Source organism: Rhodospirillaceae bacterium (assembly GCA_018660465.1).
Taxonomy (GTDB): Bacteria; Pseudomonadota; Alphaproteobacteria; order Rhodospirillales; family JABJKH01; genus JABJKH01.
Window position 1 is genome coordinate 72,862 of record JABJKH010000089.1, and the last position, 19,674, is coordinate 92,535.

At 50.9% G+C, this 19,674-nt stretch carries 20 protein-coding genes; 8 read left to right on the top strand and 12 right to left on the bottom strand.

Features of this window, described 5'->3' with window-relative positions:
- Positions 1-3: 3 nt before the first annotated feature.
- Positions 4-930: a histone deacetylase family protein gene (locus HOM51_14490; protein ID MBT5035717.1), complete on the bottom strand. Its 927-nt coding sequence runs from the start codon at positions 928-930 to the stop codon at positions 4-6.
- 97 nt (positions 931-1,027) lie between these two features.
- Here HOM51_14490 and HOM51_14495 point away from each other — a divergent pair, with 97 nt between their 5' ends.
- Positions 1,028-1,519 (top strand): arsenate reductase ArsC, encoded by a 492-nt coding sequence (locus HOM51_14495; GenBank protein MBT5035718.1) that lies wholly within the window; start codon positions 1,028-1,030, stop codon positions 1,517-1,519.
- Between the two features lie 17 nt (positions 1,520-1,536).
- On the opposite strand, the gene HOM51_14500 is transcribed toward HOM51_14495, so the two are convergent.
- Entirely contained in the window at positions 1,537-2,382 is an 846-nt protein-coding gene (locus HOM51_14500) for a sensor domain-containing diguanylate cyclase (GenBank protein ID MBT5035719.1), read from the bottom strand.
- Positions 2,383-2,656: 274 nt separating this feature from the next.
- On the opposite strand from HOM51_14500, the gene HOM51_14505 reads away from it, so the two are divergent.
- Positions 2,657-3,826, top strand: a complete 1,170-nt coding sequence (locus HOM51_14505; GenBank protein ID MBT5035720.1) for an efflux RND transporter periplasmic adaptor subunit — start codon at positions 2,657-2,659, stop codon at positions 3,824-3,826.
- 22 nt (positions 3,827-3,848) lie between these two features.
- Positions 3,849-7,049 carry an efflux RND transporter permease subunit gene (locus HOM51_14510; GenBank protein MBT5035721.1) on the top strand — a complete coding sequence of 1,067 codons (3,201 nt, stop codon included), beginning with the start codon at positions 3,849-3,851 and terminating at the stop codon, positions 7,047-7,049.
- 1 nt (position 7,050) lies between these two features.
- Here the strand turns inward: HOM51_14510 and HOM51_14515 are convergent, their stop codons facing one another.
- Positions 7,051-7,281, bottom strand: a complete 231-nt coding sequence (locus HOM51_14515) for a sulfurtransferase TusA family protein (protein MBT5035722.1) — start codon at positions 7,279-7,281, stop codon at positions 7,051-7,053.
- Between the two features lie 474 nt (positions 7,282-7,755).
- On the opposite strand from HOM51_14515, the gene HOM51_14520 reads away from it, so the two are divergent.
- Positions 7,756-8,103 carry a winged helix-turn-helix transcriptional regulator gene (locus HOM51_14520; protein MBT5035723.1) on the top strand — a complete coding sequence of 116 codons (348 nt, stop codon included), beginning with the start codon at positions 7,756-7,758 and terminating at the stop codon, positions 8,101-8,103.
- A gap of 5 nt (positions 8,104-8,108) precedes the next feature.
- Here the strand turns inward: HOM51_14520 and HOM51_14525 are convergent, their stop codons facing one another.
- Positions 8,109-8,879, bottom strand: a complete 771-nt coding sequence (locus HOM51_14525) for a hypothetical protein (protein ID MBT5035724.1) — start codon at positions 8,877-8,879, stop codon at positions 8,109-8,111.
- Positions 8,880-9,607: 728 nt separating this feature from the next.
- Between HOM51_14525 and HOM51_14530 the strand changes: the two genes are divergently transcribed.
- The 3 genes from HOM51_14530 (at position 9,608) to HOM51_14540 (ending at position 11,525) form a co-directional block, all read left to right on the top strand.
- The gene (locus tag HOM51_14530) at positions 9,608-9,904 is read left to right on the top strand and encodes a hypothetical protein (protein ID MBT5035725.1); all 297 of its coding nucleotides are present in this window, start codon (positions 9,608-9,610) and stop codon (positions 9,902-9,904) included.
- 333 nt (positions 9,905-10,237) lie between these two features.
- The gene (locus HOM51_14535; GenBank protein ID MBT5035726.1) at positions 10,238-10,903 is read left to right on the top strand and encodes a GGDEF domain-containing protein; all 666 of its coding nucleotides are present in this window, start codon (positions 10,238-10,240) and stop codon (positions 10,901-10,903) included.
- A 136-nt stretch (positions 10,904-11,039) separates the two neighbouring features.
- Complete coding sequence (locus HOM51_14540; GenBank protein MBT5035727.1) at positions 11,040-11,525, top strand: hypothetical protein; 486 nt, start codon at positions 11,040-11,042, stop codon at positions 11,523-11,525.
- A 93-nt stretch (positions 11,526-11,618) separates the two neighbouring features.
- Here the strand turns inward: HOM51_14540 and HOM51_14545 are convergent, their stop codons facing one another.
- From HOM51_14545 to HOM51_14560, 4 genes are all read right to left on the bottom strand, one after another.
- Positions 11,619-12,599 carry a hypothetical protein gene (locus HOM51_14545; GenBank protein ID MBT5035728.1) on the bottom strand — a complete coding sequence of 327 codons (981 nt, stop codon included), beginning with the start codon at positions 12,597-12,599 and terminating at the stop codon, positions 11,619-11,621.
- A 138-nt stretch (positions 12,600-12,737) separates the two neighbouring features.
- Positions 12,738-14,528 (bottom strand): aspartate--tRNA ligase, encoded by a 1,791-nt coding sequence (aspS, locus tag HOM51_14550; protein ID MBT5035729.1) that lies wholly within the window; start codon positions 14,526-14,528, stop codon positions 12,738-12,740.
- Positions 14,529-14,676: 148 nt separating this feature from the next.
- Positions 14,677-15,105 (bottom strand): response regulator, encoded by a 429-nt coding sequence (locus tag HOM51_14555; GenBank protein ID MBT5035730.1) that lies wholly within the window; start codon positions 15,103-15,105, stop codon positions 14,677-14,679.
- 19 nt (positions 15,106-15,124) lie between these two features.
- A complete protein-coding gene (locus HOM51_14560) occupies positions 15,125-15,628 on the bottom strand; it encodes a cyclic nucleotide-binding domain-containing protein (protein MBT5035731.1) in 504 nt (167 codons plus the stop codon).
- A 171-nt stretch (positions 15,629-15,799) separates the two neighbouring features.
- Between HOM51_14560 and HOM51_14565 the strand changes: the two genes are divergently transcribed.
- Positions 15,800-16,543, top strand: coding sequence for an SDR family oxidoreductase (locus HOM51_14565; protein MBT5035732.1), 744 nt, complete (start codon positions 15,800-15,802; stop codon positions 16,541-16,543).
- A gap of 6 nt (positions 16,544-16,549) precedes the next feature.
- Here HOM51_14565 and HOM51_14570 read toward each other — a convergent pair whose 3' ends face one another.
- From HOM51_14570 to HOM51_14585, 4 genes are read right to left on the bottom strand one after another with little or no spacing between them, the layout of a single operon-like run.
- Positions 16,550-17,329: an SDR family oxidoreductase gene (locus HOM51_14570; protein MBT5035733.1), complete on the bottom strand. Its 780-nt coding sequence runs from the start codon at positions 17,327-17,329 to the stop codon at positions 16,550-16,552.
- 29 nt (positions 17,330-17,358) lie between these two features.
- The gene (locus HOM51_14575) at positions 17,359-18,042 is read right to left on the bottom strand and encodes a hypothetical protein (GenBank protein ID MBT5035734.1); all 684 of its coding nucleotides are present in this window, start codon (positions 18,040-18,042) and stop codon (positions 17,359-17,361) included.
- Between the two features lies 1 nt (position 18,043).
- Complete coding sequence (locus HOM51_14580) at positions 18,044-19,099, bottom strand: AI-2E family transporter (protein ID MBT5035735.1); 1,056 nt, start codon at positions 19,097-19,099, stop codon at positions 18,044-18,046.
- On the bottom strand, positions 19,096-19,656 hold the full coding sequence (locus HOM51_14585; protein ID MBT5035736.1) for a CDP-alcohol phosphatidyltransferase family protein: 561 nt from the start codon (positions 19,654-19,656) through the stop codon (positions 19,096-19,098). The genes HOM51_14580 and HOM51_14585 overlap by 4 nt, the downstream gene beginning before the upstream one ends.
- Between the last annotated feature and the right edge of the window lie 18 nt (positions 19,657-19,674).

The window sequence follows — 19,674 nt, forward strand, 5'->3', positions numbered from 1 at the left end:
GTCCTAACTCTCCAAAAGAACCCTGACGTGGGCGGCAGTGCTCAGCGCCAAGGCATCGAGGTTGTAACCGCCTTCAAGCGAAGAAACAAGCCGACCATCGCAGCAATCTTCAGCGATCGCGCGGAGTTCACGGGTGACCCAAGTGTAGTCGTCTTCCGTTAGGCCGATCTGCGCGAGTGGATCGCGCTCATGGGCATCAAACCCAGCCGAAATGATCAGCAAATCCGGATCGAATTCGCGCAGTGCCGGTAATAGCTGACGCGTGTATCCCTTTCTAAACGCATCAGAGCCCTCCCCTGCAGCCATCGGCAGATTGGCAATATTGCCGACACCCGTTTCGCTTTCAGCTCCTGTCCCCGGGTAATAGGGATACTGGTGGCTGGAGGCATAGAATAAATCCTGATCCTTCTCGAAAGAATGCTGAGTGCCATTCCCGTGATGAACATCAAAATCAACGACAGCTATCCGGCTCAGGCCGTGTTTGGTTCGGGCATAGTCCGCTGCCACCACGACATTATTAAACACGCAAAATCCCATCGAACGACCTGATTCTGCGTGATGCCCAGGGGGACGAACGGCACAAAAGGCATTCTGGACCCCGTCTTCCATTACTGCATCAACCGCCGCTAAACATCCCCCCACGGCACGAAGCGCTGCTTCCCCTGATTTGGGTGATAAAGCAGTATCCGGGTCCAAGTACACTTGCCCCGTTTCAGGGATATTTTCCATGACCAGATCTACCAATTCTGGTTGATGCACGGCCTTGATCGGGGCGAGATCTGATAAAGGGGCTTCACGCCGTTCGAGAACATTAAATTCATCTGCCGACAGAGCATCCATTACAGACTTGAGCCGACCAGGAGATTCAGGATGGCCAGAACCCGGATCATGCTCGATACAAACGGGATGGGTAAAGAGGGCTGTGGTCATGGTAAGTTCCACTATTTACTGTTGTTTGTATAAAACGTTATAGGCGAACCTGCCCTGTTGCAAATAAACCTAAGTTGCCAGTTACAAGGACTGTCTGATGTCTACGCCGATTTATAACGTAATTTTTCTATGCACTGGAAACTCTGCACGGTCCATTCTAGCCGAGGCTATTCTTAATCAGATCGGACACAGCCGATTCAAGGCATTCTCCGCAGGCTCACAGCCGACAGGAAAAGTGAACCCCTATGCCTTGAAACTGCTCACGAGCCTGAATTTGGATACGACATTTGCGCGATCAAAAAGCTGGGATGAATTTGCCGGAGCCGGGGCACCAAAAATGGATTTCGTATTGACGGTTTGTGACAACGCTGCTGCTGAGACATGCCCGATCTGGCCCGGCCACCCAATGACAGCGCATATGGGAATTCCTGACCCAGCGGCGGCAATCGGTACGGAAGAAAAAATAAACGGCGCCTTCGCGGAAGCATATAAACGACTAAACGATCGAATTTCAATGTTCGCAGGCTTGCCACTCGAAAGTTTAGACAAGTCCGCCCTTCAAAACTATTTCAATAAAATTAATCCCTAAGCTTAGGCTAGGCTAGGCTAGGCTAGGCCGACCGCACCTTTTGTCGCCTTTTTCACCTCATACATGGCCTTGTCTGCTGCATTTATGAGTTCATTTTCTGTTCGACCGTTTTGAGGGTAAAATGCGATCCCCACAGAAGCCCCAATGGTCGCCGTGCCTTCTTGAAATACAAACGGTTTGGAAAGATTATTAACCACACGCTCGCCAACAGTTTGGGCCCGTGAAACATCCTGACGTTCCAAGATAATAACAAACTCGTCACCGCCCAAACGTGCCACTGTGTCGGTTTCGCGAACACACTCCAATAATCGTTTTGCAGACTGGGTTAATACGCCGTCGCCCACATCATGTCCGAGAGTGTCATTAACGGCCTTGAAACCATCTAAATCGACAAACAACAGCGCCACTTCAGTTTCTGAACGACTGGCTCGAGCGAGCGCTCTGTTAAGATTATCCGAAAACAGCCGTCGTGTCGGCAGTGCCGTCAACGGGTCATGGTTGGCCAAATTACGGATTTCTTCCTCCGCCTCTTTAAGCGGCGTAATGTCGACAAATGCAAAAAGAAGTAATTCCTCGTCCTTAATCGGGATGCTGGACAAAGATGCCAGCCCCCACACCACACCACCGTCGGTGCGCCTCAGTCGAAGTTCAAAATTTCGCACCTCGTCTTCAACGGCAAACTTAACCATAAGTTCCTGGCGTTCATCAGGATTGACGAAAAAGTCCTCCCAAGAAGCACCCAAAACTTGGTCACCATCGCCGCCGAGGGTGTCTCTAAAAAACTGGTTGGAAAATACGACCTTGCCGTCTTCAAGGCTAAGAACCAAAATTCCCGCAGGAACCGTATCGTTAAATATTTTCAATCTCTCATCGTCACGAAATAAATTTTCAAACGATGTTATATTGAATTCAGTCATGGAACCGGATTGTAATAAAATGAGTTTTTAATTTTTATATATTTATCGATTTACGCGTACACTTTGGCGTATTGGATTTAGGGCGTCCACTCTTTTATATAACCTTCGCAAGTGTACGTCATGCTTAGGATCACGAATAATTGTCAGAATTAGATTGAGTGCACCCCGGCGATCAGGCAAAAGTGTCCGTGGAGCGCTCACTCAAAGGAGTTTTACGAACGTGACACGCAATCATGGAGTTAGCTTGGGCCGACGGACGGTCGCGGTGTTGCTGGCGGCGTTGATGCTTGGTGCCGCCTGGGACCCCGCATTCGCTCAAGAAAAAAAGAAGAAGAAGCGCGGACGGGCGATGCTGGTGGTGGCCGACAAGGTCATCAAAGAGCCCATGACCCAAACCTTCCCCGTCATTGGCAGACTTGTCGCCCGGCGTTCTGGCGTGGTCGCTGCCCGCACCCAGGGTCCGGTTGCCAAAATGCTGGTGGACGTCGGCGATCGGGTTAAAAAGAACGATGTCATCGCGTCGCTGGTGACTGATTCGATTGTCTGGCAAAGGCGCCTAAAGCAGGCCGTGGTCAAGGAAAAGAAAGCCGCTGTGACCACCGCAAATGCGCAAATCGGATTGGTAAATCAAGAACTCAAACGCCTCAAAAACCTACGTCGTTCAGCCGCCTTCTCTCAGGCTCGGTTTGAAGACAAACGCCAGGAAGTGGTTAAAGCTGAAAGTGCCGCTGCAGAAGCATCTGCTAACCTGCAACGCGCCAGGGCAGATTTAAAACTAACCGAAATTAAGCTTTATAATGCCCAGGTCCGGGCTCCCTTCGGCGGCGTGGTCAGCAAACGCTACACCGATTCAGGTGCGTTTTTGAATGTCGGTCAACCAGTGGTCGATCTTATTGACGACAACAGTCTGGAAATTGAAGCCGATGTACCGTCCAACCGTATCCGTGGGCTAACGCCAGGCACGCCGGTCAAAGGCGAAATTGATGCTGAACATAGCGTTCCGGCAACAGTCCGCGCCATGGTGCCGGAGGAAAATCCTCTGACCCGCACTCGAACGGTTAGATTTACGGCAAAATTTGATGGTAGCATTGAAAATTTGGCGGCTAGTCAGTCGGTCACTATTTTAATTCCCATCGGTCAGACCCGTACCGTTATCTCTGTCCACAAAGATGCCGTCATCACCCGCAAAGGCCAAAAGATCGTATTTGTCGTGGTCAAAAATAAGAAAGGCAAAGGCCGCAAGGCGTTCCCCAGAACCATCACTTTGGGCGAAGCTGTCGGCAGCCGATTCGAAGTCTTGTCAGGTTTAAAACCTGGCGAACGTGTCGTTGTCCGCGGTAACGAGCGGCTACGCCCAGGGCAGAAAATCAAGATCAGTAAGACGTCTTAGGTAGAGTTAGAGATAAAATAAAATGGGATTGATTCGCCTGGCAATCGATCGTCCCGTCGCAGTTATGGCGGCGGTGATTATGATCGTGATGTTTGGTCTGGTGGCGCTGTACAGCATCCCCATCCAGCTGACTCCCGATATTCGTAAGCCAATTATCACGATCACGACGATTTGGCCCGGTGCCGCCCCGGCCGAAATTGAGCGCGAAATCGTTAATAAGCAGGAAGACGAACTGAAGGGCCTGGAAGGTCTTGAGGAAATCACCGCCCGAGCCCAAGACGGCCGCGCCGTGATCCGATTGGAATTCGGCCTGCAACAGAACATGGACAAGGCACTTCTGCTGGTTGCAAATCGCTTGGACCGGGTTACCGGCTATCCAGAAGAGGCTGATGAGCCTACGTTTAAGACATCCAGTTCTGATGACAACCCTATTGCCTGGATTGTGCTCCGCCGAGTTGATGGCAACACAAAGAACATGGATCACTACCGTGACTTTGTTGAAGACGTGATCCAGGACCGGCTTGAACGGGTTCCTGGCGTGTCCCGGGTCAATGTCTATGGCGGCAGCGAACGGGAAATGCAGGTGGTTATGGAACCCGCCCAAATGGCGCGCTATGGCCTGACAGTCAGCGAAGTCCTGGGCCGACTTCGCCAGGGTAATGCGTCGGTCTCTGCCGGTGATGTAGACGAAGGCAAGCGCCGCTACGTGGTGCGTGCTGAAGGCGAGTATCAATCCCTGGAAAGCGTTCGGAATGTGGTCCTGAGATCCGACAGAGACTCCGCCACGGGACGCGTCGCCCGGGTCACTGTTGGCGATATCGCAACCGTTAAATTCGACCACAAGGAATCCATCCGGTTTATTCGTTTCCTGGGTGAGTCTGCTGTCGCGGTAAATGCAGTGCGCGACGCTGGTGCCAACGTGATCGAAACCATGGACGGCATCCGCGGCGCGATCAATGAGCTAAACCAAGCGGCACTTCCCGAAGCTGGGCTGTACTTGACGCAAGTCTATGATGAAACCGTCTATATCAAATCATCCATCAAATTGGTGAAGCAGAACATCTGGATCGGTGGCACGCTGGCGGCGATTATCTTATTGCTGTTCCTGCGCTCAATGAGTGCGACCTTGGTGGTGTCTTTGGCCATTCCTGTCTCCATCATCGGCGCATTCGTCGCAATGACGGCGCTGGGGCGTTCGCTCAATGTGATTTCGTTGGCCGGCATTGCCTTCGCCATTGGCATGGTCGTCGATGCCGCCATTGTGGTGCTGGAAAACATCTATCGACTTCGAGAAATGGGCCATTCGCGAACCGAGGCGGCTTTCAAAGGTGCTTCTGAAGTTTGGGGTGCCGTGCTGGTATCGGCGTTGACCACGGTGATGGTGTTCATTCCGATTTTGGTGATGAATTTGGAAGTTGGCCAACTCTTCAGGGATATCGCTGTTGCGCTTTCGGTCGCGGTTCTGTTGTCTCTGATCGTCTCTATTACCGTCGTTCCCGCTCTTTCAAAGCGTCTGCTGAATGACCCCAAGCGGGAGAGCCGGGTCAACATTCGCTTGCCCTTGATCGACGATTTGGCGGGTCTGTTTTCGAAGATTGTACTTGGCCTCACACGCCGTGTCTCAAAAAGCCGCACCCTGTCGTTGGCCGTAGTTGTCAGTATCGTCACAGCAGGCGGTTTGGCGTCGGTCACGTTCTTGCCGAAGTTAGATTATCTGCCGGACGGCAACCGTAATTTGTTGTTTGGCGTGATCGTGCCACCGCCGGGTTATAACCTCGGCACCACCGCAAAGATCGCTAAAAGCATCGAAGATGAAATCAGACCGCTTTGGTCCGGTGGCAAAGGCCACGCAGACGATTCCGTCAACGAAGACCGATCCAAGCCACCTAAGATTCAACGCTTCTTCTTCGTCGCATCCCGCGGGTCAACTTTCTTAGGCGCAGCAGCTGCAGACCCGACTCGGGTCAAGGAACTGCAACCCATCCTGGCCAAGGCGGCGCGGCGTGAACCTGGAACATTTGGCATTGTCCGACAACGATCTTTGTTTGGTCGAACTGTATCTGGGTCGCGGAAGATCGACTTTAATATCTCCGGCCCAAACCTGGAGACGATCTTGGGCCTGGCCCTGAAATCGGTTGGCTACATCGGTCAGGTCCTGCCACGCAGCGAAGGCACTCAAATGCGGCCCCGCCCGGGCTTGGAGCTGGGTGCGCCGGAAGTCAGGATCGTCCCCAACCGCATCAAACTGGCGGACAATGGTGTGACCGTGCGAGAACTGGGTGAGACCTTGGATGCCTTTAACGATGGTATTCGGGTCGCCGAAATCACCGTTGGCGGCAAGCGCATCGACCTTACCTTAAAAGGGCCGCTGAAACAGGTGATCGAAACCCAAGGCATCAGCAACCTGCCGGTGGTCACACGATCCGGCACAATCCTTTCCGCCAGCCAGTTGGCAGATGTACTGGTCACGTCAGGCCCGACGGAAATCCGCCACATTGAGCGCGCCCGAACTGTAACCTTAGAAATTGTACCCCCGGAACGCATCCCGCTCGAAGCGGCCATGGATGTGCTTAGGGACGATGTCATCAAGCGGCTGCGTGATGAAGGCCTGCCGCCCAACGTTCAACTGCGGCTGGCGGGCACTGCGGATCAGTTAACCCAAACCTGGGACGCCATGGTGGTGCAGCTGATCATGGCAGTCATCATTGTTTACTTAGTCATGGCGATCCTGTTTGAGAGCTTTATTTACCCAGCCATTGTCATGCTGTCGGTGCCGTTGGCAACGGCGGGCGGGATTGGCGGCTTGGCCCTGCTCAATCAGTTTACGTTCCAGACCTTGGATATGCTGACACTGTTGGGTTTCATCATCCTCGTCGGGATTGTCGTCAACAATGCAATCTTGCTGGTGCATCAGTCCTTGCATCATGTGCGACAAGAGGGAATGGAAATTTCCGATGCCATCCAAGAAGCAACCCGCAACCGCATCCGACCGATCTTCATGTCGACCCTAACGAGTATATTCGGGATGCTGCCGCTGGTAGTGGTGCCGGGAGCAGGATCAGAGCTTTACCGTGGATTAGGTTCGGTCGTCGTCGGCGGACTGACCCTGTCAGCCGTCCTGACCCTTGCGATCATTCCGCCCTTGCTCACTCTGTTCATGGGCGCCGTGGAAAGCGGCAGGAAGAACCTGCCTGTTTCAGCGGAAAGTAAACCTGCTGAGTAAGCTACTCAGTCGCCTTGCGGAAACTAATGGTATAGGTGCCGTCCTGTTCATTGCTTTCGATGAATTCATGGCCCGCCGTCTCACAAAAAGCCTGAAAGTCCTTGGGCGCCTGGGGGTCGGTCACCAGCACTTCAACATGTGCGCCAGGAGCTAAATTCCGTATCGCTTTGTTTGCTCGCAAAACCGGCAACGGACAAAGCAGTCCCTTTAAGTCTAATTTTGTGTCCGTCACAAGTTTACCCACCTCATCCAAATGTAAGTTCGTGCGATATTTTACTCGTGATCGTATAGGGGCATATTAGAGAATTATCAATTGTGCAGCGCAATATTTTTATTGCAGCGCTTTCATAAAGCGTATTTATTGTGATATTTCTTAAGGGCTGAAACCAACACCGCTTTGCGCCAGACGCGACACGGAAACTGATCAGATCATAAATTAATCGATTGTTTTAATTGTATTTTTTATTTACATATAATTTTGTATTATTAGAATAATTACATAAAATACCTGGATAAGAATATTTCCTATTATTTTGCGTCGCAATATTTTAATTTCATTTACCCCTAGAACCAAGATAGGGCGTCCATTATATTAAAAACATTGCATAGAAGAACTTTTGCCATCTCAAGAGTTTGAATGCATAGAAACTTTTTTTGTTTCACCACCTTTCAAAGGCCCTCGACTGCGGGGGTAAAGGGGAAATAAATGACAAACGAATTGTTTAAGGCGAATGTAAAGCGCGCTGGGAAATTGCTCAAAGCGTTGAGCAACGAGCACCGTCTTTTGATCCTCCAAAATTTACTGGAAAGCGAAAAGTGCGTCGGTGATTTGGAGCAGATCGTTGGCCTCAGTCAATCCGCATTATCACAGCATCTAGCACGCCTGCGCCGCGATGATTTGGTAAAAACCCGTCGGGTCGCGCAGACGATCTATTATTCTCTCGCCGGCGACGAAGTCAGTTCTGTCATTGAGACGCTGTACCAGTTGTACTGTCAGCCGTCAGTATCCCTCGCCTACGCATCCGAAGACGGGAAATCAACAGCCACTTATTGAATTTTCTAGTGAATGACGCCGGTTTCGCGCTCTTGAAATAGCATGTAGCGCAGTTCTTCTTTGATGACATCGATGTGCCGGGAATCATCTGCCTTTAAAACACTTAGGATTATGGCGTGACGCACGGCTGTTGGCAGTCGGTGGAAATTTTCCAACATTAGAAACTTAATACTTGGGCGGATGGTGTCCGATAGAAGCAGGCTTAAGATCAGCTTCTTACGGATATCAGTCCGCATGTTGCCAGCTTCGGTTAATTCGTAGAATTCCTGCACGAACTTACGTGGCGCGATGTCGCCTTCAATCAAAGAGCGTAAATTCATTCGGAGCGCCGACGTATATTGCTTGCGCGAATGAATAATAAACTTCGCCGTCTGACGCCGCACCGCATCGATGGAGTCTGGACTAAAGTCATTATCACTGACCAGATCGATACATTTTCGTACCAGTTCATGTCGACTGGCGTCACCAACCAATTCACAAACACCGGAAATTAATTTCTTATTCCGTGCAAGTGGGCTAAGACGCGTTGCCGCAGCCAGCGCCATGGGCGCTTCAGGGTCTCGGGCCGCGACCATCGCCAAAGCGATCGGGTCCTCGTAGCCCTTAAGATTAACCTCAACATTAATGAAATTTTCCGGCAAAAGGATACGCGAACGATCTTCCGGCAAAACCAACGGATCACCCTTACCGTAACTCTCTTTAATCTTTAAAGCGGTTTTAAGGCCATTCTGGGTTACCCCATGACCACTAAATTCGCCCTTTAACTTCTCATCCATCCCGCGTATCCCGCGACTATTACTTAATAAAATACAAGGCCCTGCCTACGGCCTGAGTATACCACGTGGAATTAAAATCGAAAGAAAGTATCTTTGTGCAGGCTCGAAATGTAAGACTAAATTGTAAGACCGAATCAAATCGGTCTGTAGAGGCCCAAACACACAAAAATTAACCAACTTCCCAAATCACCCACTCAAACAGTGTACAAAATATCGAAACACTGCAGCCTCACGATAGGGTCAAACAATTAACAAAACATTGCCTGAATTCGATTCAATCCCCTCGCCTTTTACGAGTCGCGGTACAACTCTAGGAAATTAGACTCAATCGCCAAAACTCTGCCTTTTTCAAGAATCATAAACCATTGAAAAGAATCACACTTTTTCTTAATTGATTCACTAAGAGTCTGTAATGAATCGCCAAATTTAGTGCACTTTATACGAGTCTATAGGACTCATCATAGGATTCTAAGGATTCAACTTCTATGAGTCCTCACAAATTTGATTCTATAGTCTCTTAAAAATATAATTACTAATAAATTGTAAATACAAGTTGACACTTTTTGTTAACCATAATATTAATTAACCACTGGGGGATTTTGGGATTGAAATCACATCGTTAGAGATTCTGTTTATACGAACAAGTCGGGATATTTGTTCGTTTTTATGAATCAAGTCGCTGTTTTGAGGTTTCAGTGCCGGAATTAGCAATTGGGGGGATCTGCCTTATGCGCGGCGAAGACACGACACAAGAGGGCCTAAATGACCATTTGGGCGCTGAACGGTCGAAGGACCTTTTCACTGTTTTTCATGTCGACCCCGCGCTATCTGACGAAATTTTCATTGATGAAATGGCAGTCGAGTCCGAGGCTGAAGCCCGGGATCTAATCGAACAACAATTTGCTGGCCATACCATCCTGATAATTCGCAAACAAACCGCCGAGAAAAGGCATGGGGAAAAGGCGGACGCCTATCCTAATGCTCGGTTCATCAATGGTGAATTTAGAGCCTCGTCTGTAGCCTAAGAAACGATCTCCTAAAGTCCAAACAACCGGCCTCTCCCGTATCTAAATTCTTCACATTCGAACGGCCAATTTATCGCCCCTGAGTCGGAATCTTTGTCACCTCTACCCGGCAAATATTGCCCACTCGGCAAATTTGATTCGGCAAAAATTGTTCTAACGCCCTGATACTGCGTAATTTTGATAATGGCACAATGATTGCTTCTACTTCTGTATCTACACGGTAATTTCCCCAATTCCGCCGTGGATTTAGATCGGAAAGGAGCTGTTGTGACGCTTATCGAGAATAAGAAAAGAGCTATCGCCGGTTTCGATACCTCAAGCACATCTGAACTCATGTCTGCCGTATTGCATCTGACCAATTGTCTGGAGCATGCCGTCCAATCAGCTGGACCGGATGAATTATCTGATTATCGGACCGCCATTGACGCCGCTCAATCAGCCGCTGGCAATGCTGAGATGCATTTAGCCGAGTGCTTGGAGCGAATATCAGTTCTAGAGCAATTGGCCATCACAGATGAGTTAACTGGCATCCTAAACCGCCGCGGCTTTTTGAGTGAATTCCATCGCGCTCTTTCCAGTGCATCGCGCTATAACGAACAAGGTGTTTTGGTTTATATTGATTTGGACGATTTCAAGCCCGTCAACGACACCTACGGACACGCCGCAGGGGACGAAGTTCTGCGCCAGGTAACCGCCATCCTACTGGAAAGCGTTCGCGGCACAGACGTCGTCGCTAGACTGGGCGGAGACGAATTTGCTGTGTTACTGACACGAACCAAGTGGGAAGACAGCATTCCACGGATCGAACAATTGGATCGATCTCTTAATCAGACAATGGTGACTTGGGAGGACCGATTGATCCGCCTGAGCGCCAGTATTGGCGTCCAAATTTATGGCCCTGAGGATCACGGGGACGACCTTTTGAACCGCGCAGATAGCGCCATGTATGAAGCCAAGAAATCTCGCAACGCATTGCCCCTACGGCATGCAACTGCATAGGAGACTAAATCAGCAATACCCAGAATGGAACTTGCTCGCGAACACATATAATAAACCAAGAACTCTAACTCGGCAGTGTGATTTCGAAGAAACGAATGCCTAACGAGGGGACGAGCAGAAAAGAAGAATTGATATTATGAGCAATAATCAACCGCTGAGTTATCTTGATCTGTTTTCCGAGGCCCATGGCCGCGAATTGGTTCCGTTCGCCCCTCCAGAACCACCAATGTCGCTAGAGCCTCAGGCCCTTCAAAAGACCAAACCCTATCAGTTGCCTTCTCCCTTCCGTGAAATTTTTGGCAGTATTGATGTCCGTAATATTTCGCCCCGGGAAATGACTGAAGGCAGCCTTTATTTATACGCCTTAGGTGTCCTTACCTGGGAAGAGTATTCCATGCTTGCCTTCCAGCCCGAGCTTCAACCCGATTACGATCAGACCATCGGTGCGCTAACCGGTCAGAAAGCCAAACCAGACGAACCCAAGGACTTCATCGCTCAGTGGGAAGAACGCATGACCTTTGCTCAACGTCATAATCCTGCCGACAGCAAGGTCATCCGACGGACAAAGCACATCCTGGCGGTGCTCCGTAAACTTGCCCCGCCAAAGTACTTGGTCGCGTAATACGCATTCGAACGACGACGAAGAAGAAAGGCCCATAGAGAAGCGGCCCTCCAGAATAGAGGGCCGCTAATTATTTCACCGAAATATGAGGAATTATCTACTAGGTTTACCGGCGACTTGAATTAGCCCTGGCTCGTCCTGGTAGGCTTCTAACATCAAGGCCAACTGTGCCCCACCCTGGTGCTTAGGGGCATTCATGCTGATGACCCATGCTTGGCGGATTTTTGATCGCTTGATCAACTTATGAATCGAGGGTTGCTCAGCCTTCGTAAAGGGTCCGACGATCACGCGATAAACATCTTTCCGACCGACCTTCGCCTTTGCCACGGAAGCTCCTAAGAGCGCATGCCGTTCGGCGTGGCGTTTTGCATAGTCTGGACCGAAGTAGCTTCCAATCACGAAATAACGGTCCGCAGCTTCGGTTGAAGCAGGAGTTTGGGCCGCAACCTTCGGCGGGCTTACCGATTTTTCCACTGGCTTGGCGACATCGGCGCTAATCTTTGTTGCGCTCACGGGTTCAACAGATGCCTTGGTCTCAACTGAAACTGTTTGTAGCGACGTCGCATAGTGAACTGGGAACGGTGTAATTGCCGGCGCATCAATCTTTTCATTGGATATAACGATTTGATCCGGCTGCGCACTTTCGGTGATTTGTTGGCCTTTAGGCAATTCCTTTCCAACATCCTTACCATTCTGCGAATAGCTCTCGACCTTGGGCTTTGCCTCGGCAATTTGAGGTTTCGAATGGAAAGAATCTACATAGGCAGTGTCATCGCCTTCAAAATCAAAACCTAGCTCGTCCACTTGGCCCTGATCATTTTGAGCAACAATGACAGACTTGTCTTCTTCCTTCCATTCAACACAGAATTGCCCCCCCTTGAACATTCGCCAGACGGAGCAGTCTTTGCCCGCAACGGCAGAAATTCCGTGTTCGGTTAAGGTTTTATCCGTAGCAACGTAGGAAATGCCGTCCGCCGCCCAGGATGCGATCGTTACGCCAACGGGAAGACCGCACCCTCCCAGTAACATAGAGGCAACGACCAGCGTCCCTCCATTTTTGATTATGTTCCCCATACCCCAAGGACATACTATATCTATGGTTAACAGATTCTTAACAGAATCAGAAACTTAGCTCCGATTCGCTAAATTTCGTCTTAAGTAATCCTAATAACCCCTATATATGGGGTGATTCAGGTATAGGTTTCGAGTCCGTTATGATTTTTCCTTAACTTTGGGTAAGTCAAGTTTAATATGCAGTTCCTTGAGCCGTTTATCATCGGTGACGGAGGGCGCTCCCATCAATAAATCCTGAGCTTGCTGGTTCATCGGAAACGCAATGACTTCGCGAATATTGGGCTCATCGGCCAATAACATGACGATCCGGTCAATTCCGGGAGCGGAACCACCGTGCGGTGGTGCGCCAAATTTAAACGCCCGTAACATGCCACCGAATTCTTTTTCCACCACGTCTGTGCCGTAACCCGCAATCTCGAACGCCTTGTACATGATATCAGGCCGGTGGTTTCGAATGGCACCACTGGAAAGCTCGACGCCATTGCAGACAATGTCATATTGCCACGCGAGGATGCTCAACGGATCCTCGTTCTCAAGTGCCTCTAGGCCGCCTTGCGGCATGGAGAATGGGTTGTGGCTAAATTCAATTTCACCGGTGTCTTCGTTGAGTTCGTACATTGGGTAGTCAACGATCCAGCAAAACCGGAAAGAATTGCCTTCGCGGAACTCAATTTCGTCGCAAATACGCTCGCGCGCCACAGCACCGAATTTCTCAGCGTCTTTTTGTTGACCACAGACAAAGAAGACCGCATCGCCGTCAACCGAACCCGTCGCTGCCTTAATCCGTGCCGTGCGGTCGCCTTCAAGGTTCTTGCCGATGGGTCCCTTGGCCTCACCATCTTCGCCGAACACGATGTAGCCAAGACCACCCGCGCCTTCTTCTCGAGCCCAATCGTTGAGCTTATCAAAGAAACTACGAGGTTTTGAGGCCGCACCAGGTGCCGGAATGGCGCGAACAACAGAGCCCTTCGCTACGTTCTTCGCGAACAGACCAAAGCCTGAGTCGCGGAACTCTTCGGTCACGTCGCTCATGATCAACGGGTTTCTAAGGTCGGGCTTGTCAGTGCCGTATTTGAGCATCGATTCAGCGTACGGAATGCGGGGGAACGGTAAGGATGTCACCGCACGGTCTTTGGCGAATTCTTCGAACACACCGCCGACGCAGGTCTCTACGTTCTTCAGCACATCGTCCTGAGTGACGTAGGCCATCTCCAGATCCAACTGATAGAACTCGCCGGGCGAGCGATCCGCGCGTGCATCTTCATCGCGGAAACAGGGGGCAATTTGGAAATACTTATCAAAGCCGGATACCATCAACAGTTGTTTGAATTGCTGCGGTGCTTGCGGCAAAGCGTAAAACTGTCCCGGATGATTACGCGACGGCACCAGATAATCTCTGGCACCTTCTGGCGAACTGGCCGTCAAAATAGGTGTTTGGAATTCAGTAAAGCCCAAGTCCACCATACGCCAACGGATCGACGTGATGACCTGACTGCGCAAAAGAATATTATTGTGTAATTCTTCGCGGCGCAGATCCAAGAACCGATACGTAAGCCGAGTTTCCTCGTTCATATCCGAGTCAACCGCGACCTGCAGGGGCAGCACGTCGGCTGGGTTCTCAACAATGACCTCGTCCATGGTGACTTCGACTTCACCGGTTGGCAGGGTGGAATTGACGGTGTCTTCGGTCCGTTCCACGACCCGCCCCGTCACGGTGATGACGCTTTCAGGGCGAACATCCTCGACCGTCTTAAACAGCGGGCTCGAAACATCAATCACGCACTGGGTAATGCCATAATGATCGCGAAGGTCCACGAAGAGTAAATTTCCGTGGTCGCGTTTTCTATGGACCCAGCCCGAAAGCCGGACCTCTGACCCTGATTGGTCCAACCGCAATTCGCCGCAATTATGTGTGCGATAGGGGTGCATAACTTCTGCCCTCACCGTTTGAATGAAAATGTATTGCTCGAATGTAGGAAAAGGGCGGAAAACCCGCTCCCAATCAAAGCCCGCGCAAAAAGGCAGAGGGGGCCGGATTTGTCAAGACAAGCGGCTTTAATCTAGGCATTTTTATTTTTTAGATCGCGTACCCTACACGCTCCTTGCGGCCCATTGCATCGATATTCTCTGGCGATAGGAGATCAGCAAGTTCATCGGCAAATTTCTCGGCCGGTGTATTTTTTTTGATAAACCCATCGGCGCCACTTGCCCAAATTTTTTGTGACCATAGGCCAGGGTCCCTTCCAGAAATCATAATGATTCGCGTATCTGTTAGTTCGCGCCGTTCACGAAGTTCACTGCAGCATTGCGCACCGTCAATACCAGGCATCATCAAGTCGACAAGGATACAATCCGGCCGCAACGATGCCGCTTCGTGTATGGCGAACAAGGGCGAGACACTCGTTAGTACCGAATGACCCCGCCCCTCTAGGGTCGCTTTAATCATATTTAGAAACTCGGTGTCATCATCAATGACAAAAATTTTCAAACTCGTTTCATCATTCATCGTAGATATCTCCTGCACATTATTTCCAGCTGAGTCGCATATTGGTGACTCTCAGTCGCCGCGAGAGGATATTTGATAGTGACCTAAAAAACCGGCCTTCAAATCCCGTAATCGTCGCGAATAAATTGTTGATTTGACGCCCATCAATAAAGAGAACTTCCGCCTCTCCCTCTGCTATTACCGATGCACTGGCACCTTCCAGGTCAATAAAGGACATTTCACCGAACACGGCACCGACCCCAAGGCGGGCTATCTCCGTTTCTTGCCCAGCAACTTTTTGAACAATCCGTAATTCGCCATGAACCAAAACATAAATCGCCTGGTTTTTAGAACTCTGCCGAATGATAGCACTGCCGTCCGCATGGGTTTCATGCTTGGCAGATTCAAGCAGCGCCAACCTTTCAAGCGCTGCGAGCGGTTCAAACATTTCATTAAAAGCCGTCACGAACCGTTCGTTTTTGAGGTGCACGAAACCTTCGCTAATCCCATCGCTTAACGCGTGTGCTTCCATTCCGTGATCCATTCTGTGTCTCCTTCAGGTATCCAGCAGTGCAATATGAGAAGGGAATCTAGCGCCCGAAAGTTTCAGGCAATTGAATGCTTCACGAACAAATTGTGAATGGAGATGAATTCCAAGGCTTGTCAGTTGCTTATGGTCGATTAGTATCGCCAGCAACCCATATGAGGAAACATTATGAATTCAAAGTCCAAAACAGCGCTCATCACCGGTTCCGGCAAGAATATAGGCCGAGGCGTGGCACTTGGCCTTGCGAAAGACGGGTTCGATATTGTCGTCAACGGGGTCTCCAACGAGGCCGCAGTTGAAAAAACCGTCAATGACATAAAAGCCCTTGGTGTAGAAGCAATTGGGGTCATGGCGGATATTGGCGATCCAGACGGCCTGTCTGGCCTTATAAAGGATGCCATGGATGCCTTCGGCGGCGTAGATGTCTTAGTTAATAATGCAGCTATTCGTCCCTCCGCCGGCTTCATTGAAATGAGCGACGAAGACTGGATGCGGGTGATGAACGTTAACTTTGGCTCTGTCCATGGCTTGTCTAAGGCATTCCTGCCCGGCATGGTCGAACGCTGCTACGGCCGGATTATCAATTTTACCGGCATGCACGCCATGCGCGGCTATGTCGGTCGCGCCCATGTATCGACGTCCAAGCACGCAGTCTGGGGACTGACGAAATCTTTGGGGCGAGAGTTTGCGGCCCAAGGTGTCACGGCTAACGTCATCTCCCCCGGCCCGATCAATGGCGACTACGAAGATGCGCGGACCCTGGATGGAATTAAAGCAACCGTCGCTCAAGTCCCGGCCAACCGCATGGGGGAACCCTCTGAGATCGCCGCCCTGGTCAAACTTCTGGTGTCGGACGAGGGCGGCTACATCAACGCTCAGTTGCTTCAAATCAACGGTGGGGCGCAAACCTAGAACGGATTACATCGTCGAATTAAAGGCGCCACCGTCCATCAAGAAATTTTGACCTGTGACGAAGCCCGCTTGGGCGCTGCACAAGTATGCACAGGCATCGCCGAATTCGTCGGCCTCGCCAAACCGTCTGGCGGGATTGGATTTCTTGCGTTGCTCGATCATCTGTTCTGCGGAAATTCCGGCCTTATCCGCTGCTGCCGCCATATTAGCGCGCAGTCGATCCGTGTCGAAGGGCCCCGGCAGAAGGTTGTTGATGGTGACGTTATGACGCGCGACTTCCCGTGAAAGACCCGCGATAAATCCGGTTAGGCCGGTGCGGGCACCATTAGAGAGACCAAGGATCGGGATCGGGGATTTGACCGAGCCTGAGGTAATGTTAACGATCCGCCCGAACTTGCGCTCGATCATGCCGTCAACAGTGGCCTTGATTAAAAATATCGAAGTCAGCATGTTGGCGTCCAGCGCCTTGATCCAGTCATCCCGGTCCCAATCGCGGAAATTACCCGGCGGTGGTCCACCCGCATTGTTCACCAGAATATCTGGGTTCGGACATGCGGCGAGAGCAGCAGCCTGACCTTCCTCGCTGACGATGTCGGCGGCAATAGCGGTGACATTGCCACCGGTTTCCTTGCGAATGTCTTCAGCCGTCGCCTCCAACGTCTCTGCCGTGCGCGCAACGATGGTGACGTCCACACCTTCCCGAGACAATGAAATGGCACAGCCACGCCCGAGCCCCTTACTGGCGGCACATACCAACGCTGATTTTCCCGAAAGTCCTAAATCCATGAAATTTTCTCCACACGATGAGTTTTTTGTTACGTCGTTTCCATATCCCGCAAGACCCTGCCAAGCAATGGTTTCGTGATTTTTTGCTGCCCTGCCAGCGCCGCCTTATCCGCCGCATCGACAAGGCGTTGAACCGCATCGAACGAGCGTTCCATACGGGGAATAAGATAGGCGATCAGACTTTCATCAACGCTCAGCTGTCGGTCGGCGAACTGCTTAACCAGGAGCGCTGTAATCAAGGTATCGTCCGGCACGCCAATCGCAACGCTAGCCGCGGCATTCAGGCGCGAACTCAGATCAGGCAAAGAAATTTTCCATTGCCCCGGCGGCGTTCGCGCCGTCAGCAACAAGTGACACTTGGTTTCCCCCAGCGCGTTATAAATATGCAGCAAGGCTTCTTCGTTCGCCCTGTGACCCGTTAATTTATCCGCATCCTCAAGGATGCAGGCAGGCGCTTGGGCAAAAGCATATGCCGTATCGCCCAAGACTTCCTCATGCTGAATGAGCCTTCCTCCTGATTGCGCCAAAAACACCTGTGCCAGATGGGTTTTCCCGGAACCAGTGGGGCCATGAATGACCAACCCTGTCGATGGCCAGTCTGGCCATTTGTCGAGCCACGCGACTGCATCTTGATTGCTGGGAGCCAACAGAAAATCTTCGCCGCCTAATGCCGGACGGTGCTTTAGATTAAGAGGGAGTTGTGTGGTCGCCATGTTAGTTGTTTTTGTAAAGAGCGCTCTCAAGATACCGGGACAACGAGAACCGCACCAGCACGCCGATTACGGCCGCCACAGGTATGGCCAACAACACGCCGGTAAATCCAAACAACGCGCCGCCCGCCATCAGGGCGAAGATCAGCCAGACCGGATGCAAACCAACCCTTTCCCCAACCAGCTTTGGGGTCAGAAAATAACTCTCCGCCGTTTGGCCAACGACAAAAATCCCGGAGACCAAGATAATGGGCCACAAGACATCAAACTGGGCAAACGCAATACCGACCCCGACAGCGAGTCCGATCGCAGCACCTATATACGGAATAAACGAAATCAACCCGGCACCAATCCCAACCAACAAGCCAAATTCCAGCCCCGCCAAGGTCAGCCCAACTGCGTAAAATGTAGCAAGAGTCAGACAAACGCTTGATTGCCCGCGAACGAACCCTGCAATGGTTTTGTCGATCTCGGACAACTGCTCACGAATTGTCGGTGCCGCGTCTTGGGGCAGCCAGCCATCGACCTTGTTAACGATCACGTCCCAATCGCGCAGCAGATAAAAGCTCACGACCGGCGTGATGATGATTAATGAAAGCACCTCAAACACGGCAACGCCACCGCCAACCAAGCCTTTAACAACACTGCTCAGCCATTTGAAAACGTCCGTCGCGTAGGTCCCAGCGGCCTTTTGCAGGGTTTCCACATCACCCGATGACAGGCTCGACTGAACTTGCTCGACCATTGGGGCGACGAAGGTTTGGAACAATTCCATGTATTTTGGAACACGTGAAACGAATCTCAGGACTTGTGATTGCAGCAACGGAAACAGCAGCATCAGAACCAAAACAACGAAGACAAAAAATGCTGCCGTGATGAGTGTTGTCGCAACTGAGCGCGAACATCCCCAGGATTCCAACTTATCGGCCAAAGGATCAAGGAAGTAGGCCACCGCCATCCCAGCGACAAACGGCAGCAATACCGAGCGCAATAAAAATAGCAGCGCTAAGAACACCGCGATCCCAATCAGCCAGCTTTTGATCTGTTGTTCCCTGGTCAAAGATCTTTCTCCGGGTTGGCTTTCTCCGCATGGGCCGCGAGTTTGGTCCACATGAATATATACGCGCCGCCAGAGAGTACCGTTGTTAGGGTCACCGTCGCAACCAGCATGTCCATGACCATCGGGAGTTCTCCCACCAGCCCGTTCGAGCCAAGCACATAGGTCGCGAGTATGATCTGTGCGACTGTATTGACCTTGCTGATGGCGATTGGAGTCATTTCCAGGGAATGGGTCACTGTTTCGTAGAGCAGCGCGCCGCCGACAATGGTAAGGTCCCTAAACACCACCAAGATTACCAGCCATGTTGCCAAGTGATCGGTGTACCCCAAGGCCAAATAGGTTGCGACTAACAAGACCTTGTCTGCAAGAGGGTCCAGAAATTTACCCAGTTCAGTCTCGGCATCAAAATGTTTGGCAATAAAGCCATCAACAGCGTCACTAATTCCGGCGGCTAAAAAAAGCCAGAAGGCGATGGCTATTTTATTACTGAGGATCAACCAAATGATGGCGGGCACAGAAATCAGCCGTGCCAGTGTAATCAGGTTCGGTATGATCATTCTCTGCGACATAAGCTT

Excerpts from the sequence above, each read along its gene's own strand:
- HOM51_14490 (MBT5035717.1), bottom strand. The coding sequence starts at position 930 with ATGACCACAGCCCTCTTTACCCATCCCGTTTGTATCGAGCATGATCCG.
- HOM51_14495 (MBT5035718.1), top strand. The coding sequence starts at position 1,028 with ATGTCTACGCCGATTTATAACGTAATTTTTCTATGCACTGGAAACTCT.
- HOM51_14510 (MBT5035721.1), top strand. The coding sequence starts at position 3,849 with ATGGGATTGATTCGCCTGGCAATCGATCGTCCCGTCGCAGTTATGGCG.
- HOM51_14520 (MBT5035723.1), top strand. The coding sequence starts at position 7,756 with ATGACAAACGAATTGTTTAAGGCGAATGTAAAGCGCGCTGGGAAATTG.
- HOM51_14525 (MBT5035724.1), bottom strand. The coding sequence starts at position 8,879 with ATGGATGAGAAGTTAAAGGGCGAATTTAGTGGTCATGGGGTAACCCAG.
- HOM51_14530 (MBT5035725.1), top strand. The coding sequence starts at position 9,608 with ATGCGCGGCGAAGACACGACACAAGAGGGCCTAAATGACCATTTGGGC.
- HOM51_14535 (MBT5035726.1), top strand. The coding sequence starts at position 10,238 with ATGTCTGCCGTATTGCATCTGACCAATTGTCTGGAGCATGCCGTCCAA.
- HOM51_14540 (MBT5035727.1), top strand. The coding sequence starts at position 11,040 with ATGAGCAATAATCAACCGCTGAGTTATCTTGATCTGTTTTCCGAGGCC.
- HOM51_14545 (MBT5035728.1), bottom strand. The coding sequence starts at position 12,599 with ATGGGGAACATAATCAAAAATGGAGGGACGCTGGTCGTTGCCTCTATG.
- aspS (MBT5035729.1), bottom strand. The coding sequence starts at position 14,528 with ATGCACCCCTATCGCACACATAATTGCGGCGAATTGCGGTTGGACCAA.
- HOM51_14555 (MBT5035730.1), bottom strand. The coding sequence starts at position 15,105 with ATGAATGATGAAACGAGTTTGAAAATTTTTGTCATTGATGATGACACC.
- HOM51_14560 (MBT5035731.1), bottom strand. The coding sequence starts at position 15,628 with ATGGATCACGGAATGGAAGCACACGCGTTAAGCGATGGGATTAGCGAA.
- HOM51_14565 (MBT5035732.1), top strand. The coding sequence starts at position 15,800 with ATGAATTCAAAGTCCAAAACAGCGCTCATCACCGGTTCCGGCAAGAAT.
- HOM51_14570 (MBT5035733.1), bottom strand. The coding sequence starts at position 17,329 with ATGGATTTAGGACTTTCGGGAAAATCAGCGTTGGTATGTGCCGCCAGT.
- HOM51_14575 (MBT5035734.1), bottom strand. The coding sequence starts at position 18,042 with ATGGCGACCACACAACTCCCTCTTAATCTAAAGCACCGTCCGGCATTA.
- HOM51_14585 (MBT5035736.1), bottom strand. The coding sequence starts at position 19,656 with ATGATCATACCGAACCTGATTACACTGGCACGGCTGATTTCTGTGCCC.